Raw genomic sequence first — 22140 nt, 5'->3', positions numbered from 1 at the left:
AATTGAACCGATGGGAACAATCCGCCCCCTGAATTCAGTTGCCGGCGCTCTCCATCCTGCGTGTGGTGAGCACCCGCTCAAGCCAGCCGATCTCCATCTCGGGTACGGATTTGAGCAAGAGATCGGTATAGTCGTCGAATGGCGGGGAGAGCACCTTGGCTTTTGGTCCGAAGCGGACGAGCTTGCCGCGATGCATCACTGCAACGCTGTCGGCGATCGCCCGCACGATGGCGATATCGTGGGTGATGAAGATGTAGGAAAGCTGCGTATCTTCCTGCAGCCGCAGAAGAAGGTTCAGGATGCCTTCCGCGACCAGCGGATCGAGCGCTGAAGTGGGCTCGTCACAGAGAATGAGTTCCGGTTTTGCGGCAAGTGCCCGCGCAATGGCGACACGTTGCTTCTGCCCCCCTGAAAGCTCCGCCGGGTAGCGATCGATGAAGCCGTTGCCCATCTCGATCTGATCGAGCAGTTCCTTGACCCGAGCGGTCTTGGCCGCCCCGCGCAGGCCGTAATAGAACGTCAGTGGCCGGCCGATGATGTCGCGCACGGTCTGGCGCGGGTTCATCGCCGTGTCGGCCATCTGGTAGATCAGCTGGATGCGCCTCAGATCGTCATGCGAGCGACTTTTGACATTCGACGTCAAAGCATTGCCGTTGAAAGTCACCTTGCCCTCGCTCGGCGGCAGAAGACCGGTGATGACGCGCGCGAGTGTCGACTTACCGGAACCGGATTCGCCGACGACAGCAAGCGTCTGGCCCCTTGGAACATGCAGCGAGACATCGTGCAGTACCTTGAAGCCGTTGGAATATTCAGCGCTCACATGGTCTATCTTCAAGAGCGTATCGGACTGGTCGGGTGCTTCTTCTCGAGCAGCCTGACGCACATTGACGAGGGCACGCGTATACTCTTGCCGCGGCGCCTCGATGATCTGTTGCACGCCGCCATACTCAACCTGCTTTCCATAGCGCAGCACCATGATGTCGTCGGAAATCTGAGCAACCACGGCGAGGTCGTGGGTGATGTAGAGTGCTGCCGTGCGTGTCTTTTCGATCGCGTGCTTGATAGCGGCAAGGACATCGATCTGGGTCGTGACGTCAAGCGCTGTCGTCGGCTCGTCAAAGACGATGAGTTCGGGATTGGGGCAGAGCGCCATGGCCGTCATGGCGCGCTGCAGCTGGCCGCCGGAGACCTGATGGGGAAAGCGATCTCCAAAGGTCTCGGGGTTCGGCAGGCCAAGCACCCGAAATAGGTACATTGCCCTTTCCTTCGCTGCCTCTTTGGTCATGAGCCCATGTTTCACCGAGGCCTCGATCACCTGATCGCCAAGCCGGTGTGCGGGATTGAAAGCGGCTGCCGCCGACTGTGCGACATAGCAGACGCGCGCACCGCGGATCCGGCGGATACCGTCCCTGTTGAGTGCGAGAATATTCTGGCCGTCGAGACGAACCTCGCCGCCTGTAATTTCGGCACCGCCTCGACCGTAGGCCAGGGCAGAAAGCCCGATCGTCGATTTGCCTGCGCCGGATTCGCCGATGAGGCCAAGAACCTTGCCCCTTTTCAGGTCGAAGGACACGTCATCGACGATCGTCACGCGCTTCGGCGGCTCGCCGGGGGGATAGCTGGTCGCTTCGATTTTCAGATTGCGGACGGAAAGAAGCTCAGGCATCGCCGCGCCCTCCCTTGAGGCTGGACGTACGTTTCAACAGCCAGTCCACGACGAGATTGACGCAGACGGCAAGAGCTGCGATCGCTGAACCGGGAACAAGGGCTGCGGAAATCCCGAAGATGATGCCGTCCTTGTTATCCTTGACCATGCCGCCCCAATCGGCAGCCGGCGGCTGAATGCCGAGACCGAGGAAGGAAAGCGTCGACAAGAACAGGATCGAGAAGGCGAAGCGCAAGCCAAATTCGGCAAGCAATGGTGTCAGCGTATTTGGCAGGATCTCGCGGAAGATGATCCAGATCTTGCCTTCGCCGCGCAATTTCGCTGCTTCGACGAACTCCATGACGGCGACATCAAGCGCGACCGCCCGACCGAGACGGTAAACGCGGGTGGAATCGAGAATCGCCATCACGAGAATCAGCACGATCAGGTTCTGTGGCAACACGGCGAGAACGACGAGCGCGAAGATCAGCGTCGGGATCGACATCATCAGATCGTTGAATCGTGAGAAGACCATATCGACCCATCCGCGCGAGACGGCCGCTGTGAAGCTCAAGATGATGCCGAGCGAAAAGGAGATGATCGTCGCGGCAAGCGCGACAAACAGCGTCGTGCGGGCGCCAAAGATCAGACGGGAGAGGATGTCGCGGCCGAGATTGTCGAGCCCAAAGAAATACTGGCCATCGGCTATCTGCCAGACGTTGCCGACCACTTCCGTTTCGCCATAGGGGGCAAGCAAGGGCGCAAAGATCGCGCAAGTGAAGGCGGTTGCAATGCCGAACATACCGATCCAGGCCGTGATGGGAACGTTTCGCAATCTCATCGCGGGTGCCTCAGTCGCGGATTGGCGATGATGGCGAGGATGTCGGCCACCATGTTCAGGAAGATATAGACGGCAGCGAAGATGAGGCCGCAGGCCTGCACGACCGGCATGTCGCGAACCGTGACAGCGTCGACCATATACTGACCCATGCCGGGATAGACGAAGACGACCTCGACAACCACGACGCCGACGACGAGATAGGCAAGGTTGAGCGCCACCACATTGATGATCGGCGCCAGCGCGTTGGGGGCTGCGTGCTTGACGATTGATCGGAAGGCACCGAGGCCCTTGAGCTCGGCAGTTTCCATATAGGCTGAAGACATAACGGAAAGGATGGCAGCGCGCGTCATTCGCATCATATGCGCCAGGACGACGAGAACGAGGGTCGCCGTGGGCAGGGCGATAGCTTTAAGTCGGTCGACGAGGCCCATGCTGTCATAGACGGTCGCCGGAAAGGTCGCGACGCCGAATTTGACGGCGAAGAAAAGGATCAGGAGATAGCCGATGAAGAATTCAGGCAGCGAAATCGCCGCTAGCGAGATGATGTTGATGATCTTGTCCGGCAGACGGTTGCGGAAATGGACGGCGAGCATACCGAGACCGACGGCAAGCGGGACCGAGATGACCGCAGCAAAGCCCGCAAGGAAGAGTGAATTGCCAAGACGCTTGCCGATCTGCTCACCGACGGAATTTTTACTGGCCCACGACGAGCCGAAGTCACCCCGCAGGGCATCGCCGAGCCATTCGAAATAGCGCGTCGTTATCGGACGGTTCAGCCCGAGTTCCTGACGGATATTGGCGACGGCTTGAGGGGTTGCGGACTGGCCGAGATAGGTTGTCGCGAAATCGCCAGGCAGCGCTTCCAAGCCTCCGAAGATCACGACGGAGACGGCAAAGAGCAGGATGATGCTGAGCACGAAGCGCTCGAGAATAAGGGCAAGCAGAGGAAAACGCTGCTTGAACCTCAGGCCGGGTAAAATGTGACCTGACGGAGGATTGGACATGGCAAAGGCCTCGTGCTGAAACGTCGGGAGGACCGCGGGGAGCATTCCCACGGTCCTGGCTGCGTTAAAGATGAGGGGCGTTAACCCCTTCACGTGCTAGGCGTCCAGCCAGACGCGGGTCGCGACGTAACCGTTCGACATGTCGTTGCCGATATCGTGAACATAGCCTTTTACCTGCTTGGTGGAAGCATTCACGAAGTCGTTGAACATCGGCAGGATGAGTCCGCCTTCGTCACGCACCATCATCGCCATGGTCCGGTACATGTCCTTGCGCTTGGTCTCATCGAGTTCGGCGCGCGCCTGTAACAGCAGCTTGTCGAAATCCGGACGCTTGAAGCGCGTGTCGTTCCAGTCGGCTGTCGACAGATAGGCGGTGGAATACATCTGGTCCTGCGTCGGCCGCCCGCCCCAATAGGACGTCGAGAAGGGCTGGACGTTCCAGACATTGGTCCAATAACCGTCGCCGGGCTCGCGCTTGACCTCGATCTCGATGCCCGCCTTCTTGCAGCTTTCCTGATAGAGAACGGCCGCATCGACTCCACCCGGGAAGGCCACCTCGGAGGTGCGCAACAGAACAGAGCCGCTGTGACCGGACTTCTTGTAATGGAATGCCGCCTTGTCGGGATCATACGCACGTTGCTCGATGCCCTCGGGAAACAGCGCATAGGTATTGTTGATCGGGAAATCGTTGCCGACCTTGCCATAACCGCCAAGGATCTTCTTGACCATGGTTTCACGATCCATGGCGTATTTCAGGGCAAGGCGCAGGTCATTGTTGTCGAACGGCGCGGTATCGCAATGCATGATGAAGACGTAGTGGCCGCGGCCGGAGGTCGACAGAATCTCCACGTTCGGTGCGCGCTTCAAAAGTTCGACCGTCTTCGGATCGACGCGATTGATGTAGTGCACCTGGCCGGATGACAGCGCCGCGATACGGGCGGTAGCATCATTCATGCCGATGATTTCGATGGAATCGACATAACCACGGTCGGAACGCCAGTCGTCCTTGTTCTTCTCGAAAGTTGCGCGAACACCCGGCTCGAAGCTCGTCAGCTTGTAGGGGCCGGTGCCGATCGAGGCGAGCGGATCGTCATTGCCGCCATTTGGCTGGATCACCAGGTGATAGTCGGTGAGCAGCAGTGGCATATCGGCATTGCCTTCGCTCAGCGTCAACACGAGATTGCCGCCATCCGCCTTGATATCCTTGATCGATCCCAGCACGCCAAGGGCGCCGGATTCGGACTTGGCGTCCGTGTGGCGCTTCAGCGTCGCGACGACGTCGTCGATCGTCAATTCCTTGCCGTCGTGGAATTTGACGCCCTTGCGGATCTTGAAGGTCCAGGTCGCCGCATCCTTCGACGGCTCCCAGGATTCGGCAAGCGCAGGGACTGCAGCCCCCGTCAGCGGATCGGATTCAACCAGCATATCGCCCCAGCAGCGGCCGACGCAGAACATGAACTGCGACAGGAATTTTGCCGGATCCTTGGAATCGGTTGCCGCCCCACCTTCGAGGCCGAGCTTCAGATGACCGCCACGCTTCGGCTCCGCTGCCTGTGCGTTTTCAGTGAAGAGTTTATCGGCAACAGCCAGCGTGATGCCTGCTGCCATGGCACGTCCGATGAATTCACGGCGGCTCAGTCCACCGGCAGTCACGCGACTTGTGAGATATTTCGTATAGCCGTTCATTCCCCTGTTCCTTCTTCTTGATGTGTTGATAGAAGTTTCGGGCAACTGGCGGCATGCGGTTTCCTCTTCCGCCTGCGCCGCCCGAGATCATGCGGGAAAAATGGCGGTTGCCGCCGCCTCGTCACTTTCCTTTCCACTTTGGGGTTCGCTTCTCCGCGAAAGCCCGCGCGCCTTCCAATTGGTCTTCGCTCGAATAGAGGGTATCGACTGTTGCAAGCTGCCGTTTCGTGATCTTGTTCATGGCAGTCTGAAACGTTGTTCCCTCCGCGTCGCGCACGATTTCCTTGATTGCGGCATAGACAAGCGGCGGTCCGCTTTCGAGCAGCCGGCCAAGTTCCCACGCACGGTCCATCAATTTGCCGGCCGCGACGACCTCGTTCACGAAGCCCCAGCGATGGGCCTCGTGAACATCGAGCCAGCGCCCGGTCAGGAGCATGTCCATTGCGATATGGTAGGGGATGCGCTTGGGAAGCTTGACGGAAGCTGCATCGGCAACCGTTCCCGAGCGGATCTCCGGCAGCGCAAAGGTCGCATGTTCAGCCGCGACGATCAAATCCGCCGAAAGGGCAATTTCCAATCCGCCGCCGCAACAGATGCCGTTGACCGCACAGATGATCGGCTTGTTAAGATCGCGCAGTTCCTGCATCCCGCCGAAGCCTCCGATGCCGTAGTCGCCATCGACGGCATCGCCCGCCGCTGCCGCCTTGAGATCCCAGCCTGCGGAAAAGAATTTTTCGCCGGCTCCGGAAATGATTGCCACGCGCAGGGCTGAATCGTCTCGAAAGTCGCGGAAAAGAACGCCCATCTCGCGGCTCGTTGCAAGATCGATGGCGTTCGCTTTCGGCCGGTCTATGATGACCTCGAAAATGCCGCCGTCGCGTCTCGTGCGAATGGAGCTGCTCAACTTCTGCTACCTCCTTCGCCGTATAAGGGCGTCGACTGCGACAACCCCCTTGTTTTCAGGAAGAACCATCAACGGATTAATGTCCAGTTCCTCCAGATGCGCGGCATTCTTTACGACATAATCTGCCGCTGCTGCGACAGCGACGACAACCGCTTCGAGATCGCCTTTTGGACGGCCACGATAGCCGTTGATCAATTTTCCGATCCTCAGACGCGAAATCGTCTCTGTTATCGCTGTTCTTGTCGTTGGAAGCGACAAAATGGCCGAATCTTCAAGCAATTCCACCAAAATTCCGCCCGAACCGACTGTGAGCGTCAACCCGAAGACAGGATCGCGTGTTGCTCCAATGATCAGCTCTGCGACGCTGTGCTCCACCATCTTTTCGACCAGGAATGCCTTGGTGCCGTTCATCGATGTGGCTGCGTCAAATACCGCCGTTGCGTCCTTTAAGTTGAGCGCCACCGCACCCGCCTCGGTCTTGTGCTCAATGGCGAGCCCCTTGAGCGCGACGGGATAGCCTAGCTCGTCCGAGCGCTCCATCGCCTCTTGCGGAGAATTCGCAACGAAACCGGCAGGGACGGGGAAGCCAAAGGCCGAGAGCGCCGCCTTTGCATGGGTTTCATCCAACGTTTCGATCTCGCCTTCGACTTGTGGCACGTCGAGAAGACGTGGCCCTGGTGGAACGCTCCACTCCCGACCGATGCGGCTTGCGATTTCAGTTGCTGCAAGCGTTTCGAAAATGCCGCAAAAAGGCACGACGCCTCTCGTCATCAGGCCGACGGCACGATCTTCAGGCATGTTTTCGGGAAGCGTCGCGACAACGCCTGCAAGCCCACCGGTGGAGGCTGAAGCGGCAACGATCGCATCGACCGTCGTCGTCCAGTCGGTAGCATCGCATCGGTCGGTCCGCGGGAAATCAAGCACGACGAGATTGAGCGCATAGCCGCCCTCAAACATTGCTGTAAAAGCGTCCGTCTGGCGACCGAGATCGCCCCACGCAAACGTGTGGTAGTCCAAGGGATTGGAAAGGGTGACCATTTCCCCGAGCGCGAGGCGAAGCGGCGCCACCTGCCCAGGCCGCAAGGCGCGAAATTCCACGGCGCGACCGACGGCGGCATCTGCCATGAGCGACGCTTCACCACCTGAACAGCTCATCGAGGAAATCGCATTGCCGGTAAGCGGTCCGGCAACATGCAGGAGTTTTAGCGTTTCCAACAATTCCGGTAATGAGCCGACACGGCCGATCCCCAGACGGCCAAGAACGGCATCGGCGACCGCGTCGCTGCCGGAAAGCGAAGCCGTATGAGAAACCGTCGCTCGTTTCGCCTGCTCGGATTTCCCGACCTTCAGTGCAACAACCGGCTTCTTCAGCTCGCGTGCTCGTAGCGCGAGCTCCTGGAGCGCAGGCAGGCTTCCGAAACCCTCTACGTGAAGCCCGACCGCGGTGACGCGAGGGTCCTCGAGCAGCGCGTAGGCGACGCTAGAAAGTGACGTCTGCGCCTGGTTGCCGACCGTGACCAGATAGGCGATGGGCAGGCCACGCGTCTGCATGGTCATGTTGAGCGCGATATTTGAAGACTGGGTAAGGATTGCAACGCCGCGGTCGACACGTTGCATCCCATGCTGGTCGGGCCAGAGCAATGCGCCATCAAGAGCGTTGATCAGGCCATAGCAGTTCGGCCCGAGGATCGGCATGTCGCCGGCCGCCTCCAGCAGGCGTCTTTGCAGATCCGCACCGTCGGCCAATTCGCCGGCCGCCTCGCTGAAGCCCGATGCGTAACAGACCGCACCGCCTGCTCCTCTTGCAGCAAGATCTCTGACGATGTCGAGTGTCAGCATCCTGTTGACGCCGACGAACGCGGCATCTGGCACGGCGGGCAGTTCCAGGATCGAACGATAGCAGCGCCGTCCATGAACCTCTTCGAGTTTTGGATGGACGGGCCAGACGTCGCCACCGAACCCCATTCGGTCGCACTGCTCGATAACCCGATGCGCCTCGCGACCGCCGAAGACGGCGATCGTTTGAGGTCTGAGCAGGCGGTCGAGCGCGCGCTGGGTCATCGTTTCATGCTCCGAATGGCCGCAGTAGCTCACGGCTGATGATGTGGCGCTGGATCTCGGACGTGCCGTCCCAGATGCGCTCGACGCGCGCATCCCGCCAGAAACGGGCAATCGGCAGATCGTCCATCAGGCCCATCCCGCCGAAGATCTGGATCGCTTCGTCAGTTACGCGCGCAAGCATTTCGGAAGCGTAGAGCTTTGCCGAGGCGATCTCGCGGTTGGCGCCGATACCTTGATCGAGCCGCCAGGCTGCAGCAAGCGTCAGCCAATCGGCCGCATCGATCTCGGTGATCATGTCCGCGAGTTTGAAAGAAACGCCCTGATTGGCCCCGATCGGCTTGCCGAACTGCTTTCGCTCGGCAGCGTAGGGAAGGGCCATGTCGAAGACGCGCCGGGCCCTTCCGACGCAGGTGGCGGCGACTGTCAGTCGCGTGCCGTAGAGCCATTCATTGGCGATATCGAAACCGCGATGGATCCCGCCCAGCACCTGGCTTTCGGGAAGCCGGCAATCGGTGAAGTTCAAGATGCAATTGTGGTAGCCGCGATGCGATATGGAATCGTATCCCTTGAGGATCTCGAAGCCCGGCGTGCCGCGGTCGACGAGGAAGGCCGTGATTTTCTTCTTCGTGCCCTTCTGTGTCTCCTCCTCGCCGGTTGCGGCAAAGACGATGACGAAATCGGCGACGTCGGCATGCGAGATGAAATGCTTCGTGCCATTGAGAATGAAATCGCTCCCATGGCGGCGGGCCGCACACTTCATGCCGCGCATGTCCGAACCGGCATCCGGCTCGGTAATTGCAAGCGCGTCGATCCGGTCGCCGCGCACAGCCGGCAGCAGATACCGGTCCCGTTGGTCACCTTCGCAGGCCATGAGAATACCCGAGGGACGACCGAAGAAGACCGTCAGGGCCATGGAGCCGCGGCCAAGCTCCCGCTCCACCAGAGTAAAAGTGGTATGGTCAAGCCCGGCGCCGCCAACCTCTTCAGGGAAATTGCAGGCGTAAAAGCCGAGTTCGATACACTTGCGCCGGATCGCCTGGCCAAGTTCAGGCGCGACGACGCCGGTGCGCTCGACGGCGTTTTCGTGCGGATAGATTTCCGTTTCGACGAAGCCGCGGACCGTTTTGACGATCATCTCCTGTTCTTCGTTGAGAGCAAAATTCATGACGAACTCCAACGCTTCTGACCGACGTGGCGGCCGGCTCCTTCAGGAGGGGGGAGAGCCGCATGGGCCGCGGCGATTGCCCCGGCTTTCTCAAGCACCCCGGCTGCGGCGGGTATCGCTTTGCCGGCCCTTGTGTTGACATGCAGCAACATGTGCTCGGCGGTTGCAATCGCCTCGCCGGTCGCCGTGTCATGGATCGTGTGGAACACCTGCAACCGCTTTTCATCGACTGAAAGCACCTGACAGGTCGCGTGGATTGCCTGACCGAGCTTGGCCTCTGCGAGATGGCGGATATGGGTCTCCACCGTATAATAGCTTTGCCCCGCCTCAACATAAGCGAGATCAACACCGATGAGGCGCAGGAGGGCATCCGAAGTGTCGCCGAAAACCTGCAGGTAACGGTGCTCGGTCATATGGCCATTATAGTCGACCCATGCGGGGCTGACCTTGGTTTCGACCAGTCGCAGCGGTTGTGAAAGATCGGATGATGCCTTCGTCGCTCCGCCCGCTGCCCAAAGCGCGTGCTCGAAATCCTTAAGCAGCTTTCCAGCACCCCAGCCCTTGCCGCCATTGGACCCCTTCAGGGCCTGAAGGATACCGACGAGATTCTCGTCGCGAATTCGTTCGAGTTCACGAATGGAACGGCCTTCTGCCTGCTCATCGGACTGCTGGCCGATCTTTTCGACGAGCGCGTCGTCAAGATCGACCACATTGGTGAGCTTCGTCCAGGGCCATGCGAGGCAGGGGCCGAACTGTGCGAGGAAGTGGCGCATGCCAGCCTCGCCACCTGCAATCCGATACGTCTCAAAGAGACCCATCTGTGCCCATCGCAGGCCGAAGGAATAGCGGATCACGTCGTCAAGTGTCTCGACTGTGCAGATATCGTCGTGGATCAACCAGAGGGCTTCGCGCCAGAGCGCCTCGAGAAGGCGGTCGCCGACGAAAGCCTCGACCTCCTTGGCGATGTGAACGCCTTTCATGCCAATTGGCGGCAATTTTTCCATCGCTGCCTTGATCGTCGCCATCGCCGTCTTCTCGCCGCCGACGATCTCGACCAGCGGCAGGAGATAGACCGGATTATAGGGATGGGCGACGAAGAGGCGTTGCGGATACTGCATGTCCTGCTGAAGATCGCTCGGCAGCAGGCCCGACGTCGAGGAGCCAATTAAGGCGTCCGGTCGCGCTGCCGCGTCGATCTGGGCTAACACGCTACGCTTCAAGTCGAGCCGTTCGGGCACGCTTTCCTGGATCCAGTCGGCATCGACGACGGCTTCTTCCAGGCTGCCGCAGAAGGCCAACTTGCCGCGTTTTGGCAGTGGCGCGCCTGTCAGCATCGCATAGGCCCGTTCGGCATTGGCGAGGACCTCGCCGATGATGCGGCGCGCGTCAGGATGTGGATCGAAGACGTCAACGTCTATACCGGCCAGAAGGAAGCGAGCAATCCATCCGCCGCCGATGACGCCGCCGCCTATGCAGGCTGCCTTGTTGATCCTGATCATCCGGCCCTCAGCGCTTCGTCAGTTTCAGCTTCTTTCGGACCTCTTCCGGTCCGATGATGTGCGCGCCCATGCCTTCGACCACCTGCACTGCCTTTTCGACAAGCTGTGCATTGGTGGCAAGCACGCCCTTGCCGGCATAGAGATTGTCCTCGAGGCCGACGCGAACGTTTCCGCCGGCGAGAATAGCCGCTGCCGGATAGGCCATGGCGTTGCGGCCGATCGAGAAGGCCGAAAAGGTCCAGCTCTGCGGCACGTTGTTGACCATCGCCATGAAGGTATTGAGATCGTCCGGCGCCCCCCACGGGATACCCATGCAGAGCTGGATCAGTACCGGGTCCTCGATCAGGCTTTCTTCGGCAAGCTGTTTGGCGAACCAGAGATGGCCGGTATCGAACGCCTCGATTTCTGGCCGCACACCGAGATCGGTCATCTTTTTCGCCATCGCGCGCAGCATGCCTGGCGTATTGGTCATGACATAGTCGCCGAGACTGAAGTTCATGGTGCCGCAGTCGAGCGTGCAGATTTCCGGCAGGCATTCGCCGACATGGCTGACGCGCTCGCTGGCGCCCGCCATGTCGGTCCCTTTTGGGTTCAGGGGCAGTGGCGTTTCGACATTGCCGAAAATCAGGTCGCCGCCCATGCCGGCCGTCAGATTGAGCACGACATCGATTTCGGCGGAGCGGATGCGATCGGTGACTTCCCTGTAGAGGTCGTTGCGCCGGCTTGCGGTACCGGTGTCCGGATCACGGACATGGCAGTGAACGACTGCCGCCCCAGCCTTGGCGGCGTCGATCGCGGAATCCGCGATCTGCTTGGGAGTAACGGGAACGTGGCTGGATTTCGAGACCGTATCGCCGGCGCCGGTCACGGCACAGGTGATGAAGACATCGCGGTTCATCACAAGAGGCATCTTGTTCTCCCTCGTATTGAGACCATTACGCGGCAAAGCCCCGGCCATTGCTTTGCAATAACGGAACTAGATGATACAGTTTCGGAAATCGTGGAGAGTCCATGCTGAGGCGATCGACAGAACGGCTCGATATCGACCTTCTGATTTTGCCGGAAACGAACCTGATCCTGATCGCCTCGGTGATCGAGCCGTTGCGAGGCGCCAACCGCATTGCCGGCAGCGAGATCTATCGCTGGCGTCTATTGACCCCGGATGGCGATCCCGCTCCAACCACCAGCGACATCCCCGTTCCCGCCTGCGCGCCCTTCAAGGCAACGGCCGATACGGCGCCGCTCTTCGTGCTCGCAAGCTACAACTGGCGGCAAAATGCCACTTTGACCCTGAAGATGCAGCTTTCACAGGCTGCTCGCTACCGAACGATGATTGCCGGCATCGAATCCGGCACGTGGCTGCTTGCCGAAGCAAGCCTTCTTGATGGCTATTCTGCAACTATACACTGGGAGGATTTCGAAGATTTCGCACTCGCCTACCCGCAAGTTCGTGCCTCAAGGGACCGCTTCGTCATCGATGGCAAGCGGCTGACCACCGCCGGCTCATTGCCGACCGTCGATCTGATGCTCGAGGTGATCCGGCAGCGGCAAGGCTATTCGCTGGCGCTGGAGGTCAGCCGGCTCTTCAGCTACGAACAAGCGAATTTCCATTCCGAGCACGAGCTTTCTCCATCGACGGTCAGTTTGCGGATGCGCGATCCGCGCGTCGCTCACGCGATCCGGTTGATGGAAGACAACATCGAGCAGCCTCTGGTTCTGGCCAGGCTTGCGCGCCGCGTCGGCATCAGCGCGCGCCACCTGCAGGGGCTCTTTCAGGAGAGCATTGGGGCGCCGCCACATGTGCACTATCTGGCGCTGCGGTTGAATGCTGCCCGTCGCAAGGTGATCGAGACCAAGGCATCTTTTGCCGATATCGCCGCCGCAACTGGCTTCAATTCGGCTTCCGCCTTTGCCCGGAGCTACCGGGCAAGCTTCTCCGAAAGCCCCTCCGACACCCGGCGACGCCTTCGCCGTCGCATCATGTTGGCGCAAGGGCGGCCATAGGCTGGAAGGCCTCCCGCACCCTTTCGGCCAGTTCCCGGATCGCTGCGGTGGAATGATGCCGGCTGCGGCGCAATACCACCCGGGATGAATCGACCAGCGGAAACCCGTCAGCACTCGTCAGTTCCCGGCATCCGGGCGGGATGTTGCTACGGGATAGCGTGGTTACCGCAAGCCCGGCGGCGACCGCGTTCTTCAGTCCGGAACTTGTATCGGCAATGAAGGCAATGCGATATCTGCGGCCGTGCTGCTCCAGCGAACGAAGTGCAAAATCGCGACACCAGGTTGAATTTCTGTAGATTGCGATCGGCAGCGGATCGGCGTCGTGCAACCGATGCACCAGCGAGGTCACCCAAACCGTAGGGTCGATGCAAAGTACCTCGCCGTTGATCTGATTGCTCCAGTCGAAGACGACGGCGAGGTCCAGTTCGTCGCGTTCGAGCGCTGCGAGATTGTGGGATGTGTAATCGCAAGAGATCGTCACCTCGACGGCCGGGTGGCGCACTGAGAATGCAGCAAGTGCGGCCGGCAATACGGTCTGACTATATTCTTCGGGGATACCGATGCGAACAGGCCCGTCCAGCGGCTTGGTCCGGATCGTCGCCGTTGCCTCGTTCAGAAGGTCGATCACCCGTCGGGCATAGGGAAGGAGCCGCGTTCCAGCGCCTGTGAGAGCAACGCCGCGCGCGCCTCTTTCGAAAAGCGTTTCGCCGATCGTGTCCTCTAGTCGTTTCACCTGAGCGCTGACAGCCGACTGGGTCCGGCCGATGCGCTGGGCAGCGGCCGAAAAGTTCGACGTTTCGGTCACAACCAGAAAGGTCCGCAGCAGATCGCTTTCAATTGGTTCACGCATGGGCAGCCACAAAGAAATCCGATGGCAGACATCTCTACTATTCGTTTGCCTGATGTCAATGAGGGGCGCACACAGATCATGTCGCTTCAGTCTCGTCCCAAGGCATCCCGCATGACCATCCACCTTCAGGCACGATCCTTCGCGCTCAGCGAGCACGAAAAAGGCATTGCTCTTGTGGTCGCCGCAACTCTTGCCTGGAGCGCCAGTGGCCTCTATTCGCGGCTTTTGACCGTCGATGTGTGGACGACAATCGCCTGGCGCTCGCTGTTCGGCGGTCTTTTTCTCCTGGTTCCGAGCCTCTTCCTGGAAGGCGGCTTTTCCAGGCGTCAATGGCGCTCGGTCTTCCATCCCTCGGGTCTTGCGATGATTGGATGTCAGACCTTCAGTCAGGCCTGCTTCATCGGCGCACTCTATATGACCAGCGTTGCGAACGTCACGATGATCTACGCCACCGCCCCGTTCATTGCCGCCCTCTTCGGCTGGCTGATCCTGAAGGAGAAAGTCGCAAGGCGAACCCTCGTTGCCGGAGGCGTCTGTTTCTCGGGAGTTGCGGTCATCGTGGCCTCTTCAATCGGCGGCGGTACAGGAACCGGCGACCTTCTGGCGCTCGGAATGACCGTCTCATTTGCCCTTGTCATCATCATTCCCCGCATCAACCCCGATGTGCCAAGCCTTCCCCCGACTATCGTCAGTGCGTTTCTCACCCTTATCCTCTTTGCACCTTTTGGTTCGATCGGTTCCCTTGATCTTCACAACTGGGTCGTGCTTGCGGCGTTCGGGGCTACGAATTTTGCCATTGCGTTGGTTCTGTTCCTTGCGGGTGCACGACGTATGCCGCCGGCGGAAGCTGCCCTTGTCGGCACCATGGAAATCATTCTGACACCTTTCTGGGTCTGGCTGTTCTTTGCCGAAAAACCGCCGGCCGCCACGTTCTTGGGCGGTGCAATCATCCTGGCTGCCGTGCTCTCACATACGATCATCGACTTCCGCCGCGGCCGCCGGATGCTCGCAAAGGCTGAGAATTCTCCTTTCTAGAACTAGGCTGATATTCACCAACCACCTTCCCGATCGCCTGTTTTCCTTCGATTACTCGCGCGGATTTGAGGAAATGCTCAAGTGGCCATTTCTGCAATCTTTGCTTGGGGCTCGTTGAGGAGTATTATCTCAAGTTAAGAACCTAGATCATGAGCGGGACGCGGTCGGACACGGCATGCCCTTTCCTCATCCCGCCCATCAAAGGGCGAGAAAAGCCCATGCTTTCGGGAGGAAGAAATGAAACGCAGAACCCAGGTCGAGGGGAAAACGTCGCGCCGTAAATTCCTAAGCGGCGCAGCCGTGGCCGGCGCGGCGATGATGGCGGCGCCAAGCGTCGTCAAGGCACAGGGACCGGTCAACATGCGCTGGCAGAGCACCTGGCCTTCCAAGGATATCTTTCACGAGTTCGCACTCGATTTTGCACAGAAGGTCAACGACATGACCGGCGGTGATCTCAAGATCGAGGTACTGCCGGCGGGTGCCGTTGTGCCGGCCTTCGGCCTGCTCGATGCAGTCTCCCAGGGGACGCTCGACGGCGGCCACGGCGTGCTTGTCTATCATTACGGCAAACAGACGGCGCTGGCGCTCTGGGGCTCGGGTCCAGGCTTTGCGATGGATGCCAACATGCTGCTTGCCTGGCATAAATATGGTGGCGGCAAGGAGCTGCTCGCCAAGCTTTATGAATCGATCGGCGCGAACGTCGTCTCGTTCCCCTATGGCCCAATGCCGACACAACCGCTCGGCTGGTTCAAGAAGCCGGTCGCCAAGGCCGAGGATATCCAGGGCTTGAAATTCCGCACCGTCGGCATTTCGATCGACGTCTTCACCGGTCTTGGGGCGGCGGTCAACGCTTTGCCGGGTGGCGAGATCGTCGCGGCGCTTGACCGTGGTCTGCTTGACGCGGCCGAGTTCAACAATGCCTCATCCGACCGGGTCCTCGGTTTTCCAGACGTTTCGAAAATCTGCATGCTGCAAAGCTATCACCAGAATGCCGAGCAATTCGAGGTCATGTTCAACAAGACCAAGTATGACGGCTTGCCCGAACAGATGAAGGCAATCATCACCAATGCCGTTGAGGCGGCGTCTCAGGACATGGCCTGGAAGGCGATCGACCGCTATTCGAAAGACTATGTCGAGATGCAGACGACCGACAAGGTGAAGTTCTACAAGACTCCGGAGGCGATCCTCAAAAGGCAACTGGAGGTCTACGACGAGGTGGTGAAGAAGAAGGCCGGCGAAAACCCGCTGTTCAAGGAGATTCTTCAATCGCAGATCGCCTTCGCAGAGCGGGCAACGCGATGGGAGCAGGACACCGTCGTCGGCCGGCGTTTGGTCTTTGATCACTACTTCGGACCGAACGGGGTGGCAAAGGAACTCTGAGGTATGATTCAAGCATCACCGGGCAGGAGCCCCGGTGATGCTTGCAGTGAGGATATGCTCTTTCCCGGGGGCACGCGTGAACGTTCAGCATTTTCTGCTCAGGGTGGATGCAGTCAGCGTGTGGGTCGGAAAAGCTTCGGCCTGGCTCATCATCGGCCTGATGACGCTCGTTTGCGTCGAGGTGTTCAAGCGTTACATCCTGAACATGCCGACGGCATGGATCTTCGACGCCAGCAACATGTTCTATGGTACCCTGTTTATGCTCGCCGGAGCCTACGCACTGGCGCAGAATGCGCATGTGCGCGGCGATTTCGTCTATAGCTCGCTAAGGCCCCGGATCCAGGCTGGGCTCGATCTCGTCCTTTACGTCCTCTTCTTCCTGCCTGGCGTCGCCGCCCTTGTTTACGCCGGCTATGACTATGCGGCGCTTTCCTGGCGGATCGGCGAGCATTCGACGGTGACCGCAGAAGGCCCGCCGATCTATTACTTCAAGACGGTCATTCCGGTGGCAGGCGCGCTCGTCATGCTGCAGGGGCTTGCCGAAATCCTTCGCTGCATCGTCTGCCTGAGGACCGGCGAGTGGCCGGCCCGGCTCAAGGACGTGGAGGAGATTGACGTTGTTGCCGAGCAGCTTGCGCAAAGCGAGCACGTAGACGCAAAGACGCGCGAGGCAGCGATCGAGCGGGCCCACGACCTAGACAGGGCAGCGCGGCAACGGGGAATGGGGGGAGATATCGAAACGTGAGCGATCCGTTCCTCGGGCTGATGATGCTGCTTCTCATCGTGGTCGTCATCATGATGGGGTTCCCGACCGCCTTCACGCTGATGGGGCTCGGCATGCTTTTCGGCTTCTACGCCTTCTATAATCCCGCCGAGCACTGGATCGACAATCGCGTCTTCGATCTGATGGTTCAGCGCACCTACGGGGCAATGACCAACGACGTGTTGATCTCCATCCCGCTCTTTGTATTGATGGGTTACGTGATGGAGCGCGGCGCGCTGGTCGACAAGATGTTCTACAGCATCCAGCTGTCGTTCCGGCGCGTTCCTGCGTCGCTTGCCGTGGCAACCCTGATCGTGTGCACGTTCTGGGGGATTGCGAGCGGTCTCGTCGGCGCCGTTGTCGTGCTGATGGGGGTGATCGCCATGAGCCCGATGTTGCGAGCGGGCTATGACGTGAAGCTTGCCTCCGGTGTCATAACCGCTGGCGGTACGCTGGGCATCTTGATCCCGCCCTCGGTGATGATCATTGTCTATGCGGCGGTTGCTGGGCAGTCCGTGGTCAAGCTCTACGCTGCCACGATGTTTCCCGGTTTCTTCCTCGCGTTCCTCTATCTCGCCTATATTCTCACCTGGGCGGCGATCAATCCGAGGATCGCGCCCGCCTTGCCGGAGGAGCAGACGCGGGTTCCGGTGGCAAGCTGGATGCGCAGTCTTCAGGCGGCCTATTCGCAAAACATGATGCTCGGTCTTGTGCGCGCATTGACCTCGCCATCGAAGGCGATGGCACTCGAAACGGCTGAGGGACGGCTCAACTACTGGACGCTCCTCAAGAATTTCTGTGCAGCCCTCGTGCCCTTCGCCTTGACTGCGTTCACGCTGCTGCTGGTGTGGTGGTATGTTGTTATCCATCCACAGGCCTCTGGAGAGGCGGAAGCCCCGGAGGGGCTGGAGCAGCTCGGAGCGCCCGCGGTGGATGCCGGCGCGGCCATGGTCAATGGCACGGCGACGAGCTTCTACGTGTCGTTCGCACTCGTTGCAGCAATCGCTGCTGCGGCTCTTTCCCGCTACTACTACAACATGGGTGCGGAGCGGCTTCAGGTGATAAAGCTTCTGGTGTCTTCCGTCATGCCGCTCGCGGTCCTCACTATCGTCGTGCTCGCCGTCATCCTGTTCGGTATCACGACAGCAACCGAGTCTGCCGCAGTCGGCGCGGCCGGCGCCTTCCTGTTGGCATTCCAGGCCCGAACGCTCAACTGGAAACGCACCAAGGAGGCAGTATTCCTGACGGCGAAGACGACGGCGATGGTCTGTTGGCTCTTCGTCGGCTCCGCGCTTTTCTCCGCCGTTTTCGCCATTCTGGGAGGTCAGGCGCTGATCGAAGAATGGGTTCTGGCGCTTGAGCTGACACCGGTGCAGTTCATGATCCTGTCGCAGGCGATCATCTTCATTCTTGGTTGGCCGCTGGAATGGACCGAGATCATCATTATCTTCGTGCCGATCTTCCTGCCGATGCTGAGACACTTCGATATCGATCCCATCCTTTGGGGCGTCCTCATCTTCGTCAATCTGCAGGCAGCCTTCCTGTCGCCGCCGGTGGCGATGTCGGCTTACTATCTCAAGGGCGTTTCACCGCCGCACGTCACGCTCAACCAGATCTTTGCAGGTATGATGCCCTACATGCTGATCGTCATCCTCTGCATGGTCATCATGTATATATGGCCGGGAATGGCACTTTGGCTTCCGAACTATCTCTACGACTGAAAGATGCTCTGCGCCGTTCTTCTGGCACAGAAGATGCTTGCATTTCCTTTTGAGGGAGGTGGTCAATGACGGATGATCGCAAGGCGACGCTCGTGCACATATCGGGAAGGGTCCAGGGCGTCAGCTTCCGCATATGGACAAAGACCCAGGCACAGCGGTTCGGCTTGACCGGCTGGGTGCGAAACGAAGATGACGGCTCTGTGACCGCATTGATCGCCGGACAGGATGCGGCGGTTTCCGCAATGTTGAAACAGTTTTGGAACGGACCCGCCGGCGCGTCCGTTTCCAGTGTCGTGACCGAACAGGCCTCCTTGGATGAGGCGCCATCGGACTTCCGGATCACGAGCTGAGGCTGACGGCCTTCGAAGAGGCATTTGCGCCCCAGACGTCAAACGCTGATATCCGATGACAAGCCCGGCTAGTGCGTTGCCGATTTCTGCTTGGCAATCGTCAGGATATAATCGTCAGCGATATCAGCGACCGCCATGGCGATCTCTGCTGCCGAAAACTCCATTAGCCTCTCGCTGAAAATGATCTCGTGAACGGCCTCTTCGATCTTCTGCCGGCAGGCAAAAAGACGATCGGCATGATTGACCTGTATAGAAGGTAATTCCATAGTTCTCATAACTCCGATCTTAGCGGTGGTGATCACCGACAATGCATCGACCCAATAGAAAAACTCGCTGACGCTGCGATTGCTCGCCCCCCATCGGCCGAAAGCCCCCAATATTGACGTAGGAAGCATAACTGTAAAAATTGGCGGCGATGCGTGAAATCGACGTGACACAATTTTAAATAGCAGTATAGTATTTCATGCTAAAACAAGCTGCCCTGGGACGCGTCGCACGTCTATTGCCAAGTCATGTACCTTAGATTGAAACCAGTTAGACTTGGTTGCATAACATTAAGACGGTCCTTGGTGGGACGCCAAGAATATCGTTCGAGAAAAGATCACCTTTAGTTGCATTTTTGACGGAATGCATCATGATGCACGTCGCATGAGCCATGAGGGGGCCCCGTGAAGGCGAAATCTCCAAATGCTATTGATGTATATGTAGGTGGTCGTCTGCGGCTCCGGCGCAAGGTTCTTGGCTTGAGCCAGGGCAGTTTAGCGGACGCCTTGGGTATTACATTTCAGCAGGTGCAAAAATACGAGAAGGGCATGAACCGAATTGGTGCCAGCAGGCTCCAGAGGATTGCCGAAATTCTCAAGGTCCCCGTCGGGTTCTTTTTCGAAAACAATGCGAGCGCGTCACCCGATGTCGAGCCGCCGCGGGAGACGGATGATGTCACGCTGTTTATGACGTCGAAGGAGGGAGTGGCACTCAGCAGGGCATTTCTGGCAATCGAAGATCCCAACGTCCGTCAAAAACTGCTTGCCCTTACCAGAAGCCTTGGCTCTGCAAACCCGGTCGAGAACCATCGCGACAGTTCCAGTCAGATAGAGCCCGAGCGAGGATAAACACTTTGGTGCTGTACCTGCAGACATTTGGCGATCTACGACTGAGCGATGCGAATGGCAACGCCATTCGCTATCCGGCCAAAGGCCTGGTGATGGCCGCCTATCTCTTCAGCCGCAAGACCCATGAACTGAGCCGTCATGAGCTCTCGGAGTTTCTATGGGCCGACGCCGAGGCCGAGCTGTCGGGACTTAACCTGCGCAAATTGATCTCGCGTATTCGACAGATCGACGACGATACGAACGCGGCGCTGCTTCAGATCACCTCCAGTTCGATCCGGCTTCGCACGGAGGCTCTTGCCGTCGATCTTCAGGCTCTCGACAGCGCAATGCCCCCATTGGGGCGATTGAGAGCGATCAGCGACCTGCTTCAGCGGGATTTCATGGCAAGCGTGAAACCCTCAACCAGGTCGATCGACAACTGGATCACGGCAGAGCGTCGGAATCATAGATTGAAGCTGCGCGAAGTGCTCTTTAACGCCCTGCCACATGCCCAAATCAACGATGATGTCCGGGCAATATCCACCGCGGGCCTTTATCTTCTGGAGAATGATCCGGGCGATGAAGAAATCAGGGAAATGCTTCGCCGGCTACCTGGAACCAACCTGGCTGACGAGGATAGGCGTGAAAAGGCAAGCAGGCCAAAAATCGACGCCCTGCCATCGAGCCCGCAAGACGCGCTCGTTCGCATCGAGCCTGGCAAGCCGTCGTCGTCAGTCCTTCCTCGAGTCGTGCTGCTTCCGCCAATTCCGCAGGGACATGTTGCCGGGCTCGCTATTGCCAACGCCCTGATCGAAGACGTCACCATCGAGCTTTGCGCGCTTCGCAACATTTCTATTGTCGCACCGCACACGGCCGAGCAAATTCGTCGCGATTCGGACAAAGCCCAGGTCGTTGCGCGGCATTCGATCTCCTATCTCCTTGAAACGCGGCTTTCGACTGAGGGGCTCTATGCCCAGCTTATCTATTTTCCCACCGACGAGGTCATCTGGGCAACGCGCTTTACGATGACATCGGATGCACTGCCGACACAAAGGCGGCTCATTGCCCAGAGGCTGACCTTTTCCCTGGTGCAGGAGCTGGCGAAGAACGAGCAGGCCAGATTGAACATCGAGGCCAATCCTCAAGCGTATCATTCCTATCTCGTTGGCGCGAGCTTGATGGGCAAACTGACGTTGCCTCACATCCGCAAGGCACGTAGCGCCTTCAAGGAGGCTCTCCGGCACAATTCCAACTTCTCGCCAGCACTTGCCGGCCTTGCCCGCACCTATACGAGCGAGTGGCTTGTGACCGCGCAGGGAAACGAAGAGCTGTTGCGCCTGGCGGAAACGAGCGCTGAGAAGGCCATCGAAGGGGATTCGATATTTGCCGGCGGACATCGAGAACTGGGGGTCACCAAGCTTTATCTCGGCGACGTCGATCACAGCGTTTCCGCCCTCAGTCTGGCGGAGGAATTGAGTCCGCATTTTGCCGACGTCATCTATAGCCATGCTGACACGCTTGTACATGCGTCGCGCCCGGGGGACGCGCTGTCGAAGATCAAAAAGGCGATCTCGCTCAACCCGATATCGCCCGACGCCTATCTCTGGTGCGCCGCAGGGGCCTGTTACTTTCTTGAGCAGTATGAAGACGCAATCGATTACGTGGAAGCAATGAAAGACAAGGCACCGGCTCACCGGATCGCGGCGGCGAGCTTTGCGATGATCGGCGATCGAAAGCGGGCACAGTTTTACCGGCAACGCGCCGAAGCACTGAATCCTGTTTTCGATGTCGAGAAATGGCTCTCTGTCGTTCCTTTCAAGGAACAATGGCAGAGGGACCTCTATCGAGAAGGCCTTTTAAAGGCCGGATTTTAAAACAACCCATATGGAGAAAATTCATGGAAAAAGCTGTCGTATTCGGTGTTGCAGGACAATCGGATCTCTGGATTGCGGATCTTGACGCAGGCACGGTGAAGTCGCTTGGATCGCCGGTTGGAGAGCTGGCACAAGTTGTTGGGGATGTCCGCAAGACAGGAGGCACCTTTGTGAAGAAGGTGGACTTCGCCATCGCGGTTTCTTCGGCGCAAACGGTGTTTTCCGGTCACGTCGACGGTTGAGATGCTGCTCTGACAGCCGCTCAAG

General features: G+C 58.9%; 20 protein-coding genes. 9 read left to right on the top strand and 11 right to left on the bottom strand.

Annotated features, from left to right (window positions below; all coding sequences use genetic code 11):
* Positions 1 to 34: 34 nt before the first annotated feature.
* The 9 genes from A3C3_RS0100875 to bcoG form a co-directional block, all read right to left on the bottom strand.
* On the bottom strand, positions 35 to 1666 hold the full coding sequence (locus tag A3C3_RS0100875; RefSeq protein WP_022712737.1) for an ABC transporter ATP-binding protein: 1632 nt from the start codon (positions 1664 to 1666) through the stop codon (positions 35 to 37).
* Positions 1659 to 2486, bottom strand: a complete 828-nt coding sequence (locus tag A3C3_RS0100870) for an ABC transporter permease (protein WP_022712736.1) — start codon at positions 2484 to 2486, stop codon at positions 1659 to 1661. Before A3C3_RS0100870 ends, A3C3_RS0100875 begins: the two co-directional genes overlap by 8 nt.
* Positions 2483 to 3490 (bottom strand): ABC transporter permease, encoded by a 1008-nt coding sequence (locus A3C3_RS0100865; RefSeq protein WP_028739284.1) that lies wholly within the window; start codon positions 3488 to 3490, stop codon positions 2483 to 2485. Before A3C3_RS0100865 ends, A3C3_RS0100870 begins: the two co-directional genes overlap by 4 nt.
* 96 nt (positions 3491 to 3586) lie before the next feature.
* On the bottom strand, positions 3587 to 5176 hold the full coding sequence (locus A3C3_RS0100860) for an ABC transporter substrate-binding protein (protein ID WP_022712734.1): 1590 nt from the start codon (positions 5174 to 5176) through the stop codon (positions 3587 to 3589).
* Between the two features lie 121 nt (positions 5177 to 5297).
* A complete protein-coding gene (locus A3C3_RS0100855; protein WP_022712733.1) occupies positions 5298 to 6080 on the bottom strand; it encodes a carnitinyl-CoA dehydratase in 783 nt (260 codons plus the stop codon).
* Positions 6081 to 6086: 6 nt separating this feature from the next.
* Positions 6087 to 8141, bottom strand: coding sequence for an acetate--CoA ligase family protein (locus A3C3_RS0100850; RefSeq protein WP_022712732.1), 2055 nt, complete (start codon positions 8139 to 8141; stop codon positions 6087 to 6089).
* Positions 8142 to 8145: 4 nt separating this feature from the next.
* On the bottom strand, positions 8146 to 9306 hold the full coding sequence (locus tag A3C3_RS0100845; protein ID WP_022712731.1) for an acyl-CoA dehydrogenase family protein: 1161 nt from the start codon (positions 9304 to 9306) through the stop codon (positions 8146 to 8148).
* A complete protein-coding gene (locus A3C3_RS0100840; RefSeq protein ID WP_022712730.1) occupies positions 9303 to 10805 on the bottom strand; it encodes a carnitine 3-dehydrogenase in 1503 nt (500 codons plus the stop codon). The genes A3C3_RS0100845 and A3C3_RS0100840 overlap by 4 nt, the downstream gene beginning before the upstream one ends.
* A 7-nt stretch (positions 10806 to 10812) precedes the next feature.
* Positions 10813 to 11715, bottom strand: coding sequence for a 3-dehydrocarnitine:acetyl-CoA trimethylamine transferase BcoG (bcoG, locus tag A3C3_RS0100835; protein WP_022712729.1), 903 nt, complete (start codon positions 11713 to 11715; stop codon positions 10813 to 10815).
* 101 nt (positions 11716 to 11816) lie between these two features.
* On the opposite strand from bcoG, the gene A3C3_RS0100830 reads away from it, so the two are divergent.
* The gene (locus tag A3C3_RS0100830) at positions 11817 to 12809 is read left to right on the top strand and encodes a GlxA family transcriptional regulator (RefSeq protein WP_022712728.1); all 993 of its coding nucleotides are present in this window, start codon (positions 11817 to 11819) and stop codon (positions 12807 to 12809) included.
* On the opposite strand, the gene A3C3_RS0100825 is transcribed toward A3C3_RS0100830, so the two are convergent.
* Positions 12784 to 13659, bottom strand: a complete 876-nt coding sequence (locus A3C3_RS0100825; RefSeq protein WP_028739283.1) for a LysR substrate-binding domain-containing protein — start codon at positions 13657 to 13659, stop codon at positions 12784 to 12786. The genes A3C3_RS0100830 and A3C3_RS0100825 overlap by 26 nt on opposite strands.
* A 111-nt stretch (positions 13660 to 13770) precedes the next feature.
* Here A3C3_RS0100825 and A3C3_RS0100820 point away from each other — a divergent pair, with 111 nt between their 5' ends.
* The 5 genes from A3C3_RS0100820 (at position 13771) to A3C3_RS0100800 (ending at position 18908) form a co-directional block, all read left to right on the top strand.
* The gene (locus A3C3_RS0100820; protein ID WP_028739282.1) at positions 13771 to 14694 is read left to right on the top strand and encodes a DMT family transporter; all 924 of its coding nucleotides are present in this window, start codon (positions 13771 to 13773) and stop codon (positions 14692 to 14694) included.
* A gap of 237 nt (positions 14695 to 14931) precedes the next feature.
* Complete coding sequence (locus A3C3_RS0100815; RefSeq protein ID WP_022712725.1) at positions 14932 to 16074, top strand: TRAP transporter substrate-binding protein; 1143 nt, start codon at positions 14932 to 14934, stop codon at positions 16072 to 16074.
* Positions 16075 to 16111: 37 nt separating this feature from the next.
* Positions 16112 to 16819, top strand: a complete 708-nt coding sequence (locus A3C3_RS0100810) for a TRAP transporter small permease subunit (protein WP_033419534.1) — start codon at positions 16112 to 16114, stop codon at positions 16817 to 16819.
* Entirely contained in the window at positions 16816 to 18558 is a 1743-nt protein-coding gene (locus A3C3_RS0100805) for a TRAP transporter large permease (protein WP_022712723.1), read from the top strand. Before A3C3_RS0100810 ends, A3C3_RS0100805 begins: the two co-directional genes overlap by 4 nt.
* A 65-nt stretch (positions 18559 to 18623) precedes the next feature.
* On the top strand, positions 18624 to 18908 hold the full coding sequence (locus A3C3_RS0100800; RefSeq protein WP_022712722.1) for an acylphosphatase: 285 nt from the start codon (positions 18624 to 18626) through the stop codon (positions 18906 to 18908).
* Between the two features lie 68 nt (positions 18909 to 18976).
* Here A3C3_RS0100800 and A3C3_RS0100795 read toward each other — a convergent pair whose 3' ends face one another.
* Positions 18977 to 19174, bottom strand: coding sequence for a hypothetical protein (locus A3C3_RS0100795; protein ID WP_022712721.1), 198 nt, complete (start codon positions 19172 to 19174; stop codon positions 18977 to 18979).
* A 402-nt stretch (positions 19175 to 19576) separates the two neighbouring features.
* Here A3C3_RS0100795 and A3C3_RS0100790 point away from each other — a divergent pair, with 402 nt between their 5' ends.
* Genes A3C3_RS0100790 through A3C3_RS0100780 form a run of 3 tightly spaced genes read left to right on the top strand, consistent with a single transcriptional unit; the run spans position 19577 to position 22115 of the window.
* Positions 19577 to 20020, top strand: coding sequence for a helix-turn-helix domain-containing protein (locus A3C3_RS0100790; RefSeq protein WP_022712720.1), 444 nt, complete (start codon positions 19577 to 19579; stop codon positions 20018 to 20020).
* An 8-nt stretch (positions 20021 to 20028) separates the two neighbouring features.
* Positions 20029 to 21873 (top strand): peptide antibiotic resistance protein, encoded by a 1845-nt coding sequence (locus A3C3_RS0100785; protein ID WP_028739280.1) that lies wholly within the window; start codon positions 20029 to 20031, stop codon positions 21871 to 21873.
* A gap of 23 nt (positions 21874 to 21896) precedes the next feature.
* On the top strand, positions 21897 to 22115 hold the full coding sequence (locus tag A3C3_RS0100780; RefSeq protein ID WP_022712718.1) for a hypothetical protein: 219 nt from the start codon (positions 21897 to 21899) through the stop codon (positions 22113 to 22115).
* The last annotated feature ends 25 nt before the right edge of the window (positions 22116 to 22140 follow it).

The organism is Rhizobium mongolense USDA 1844 (genome assembly GCF_000419765.1).
GTDB classification, from domain to species: domain Bacteria; phylum Pseudomonadota; class Alphaproteobacteria; order Rhizobiales; family Rhizobiaceae; genus Rhizobium; species Rhizobium mongolense.
Note: the sequence above shows the minus strand (reverse complement) of the source record. Positions and strands in the feature narration are given on the sequence as shown.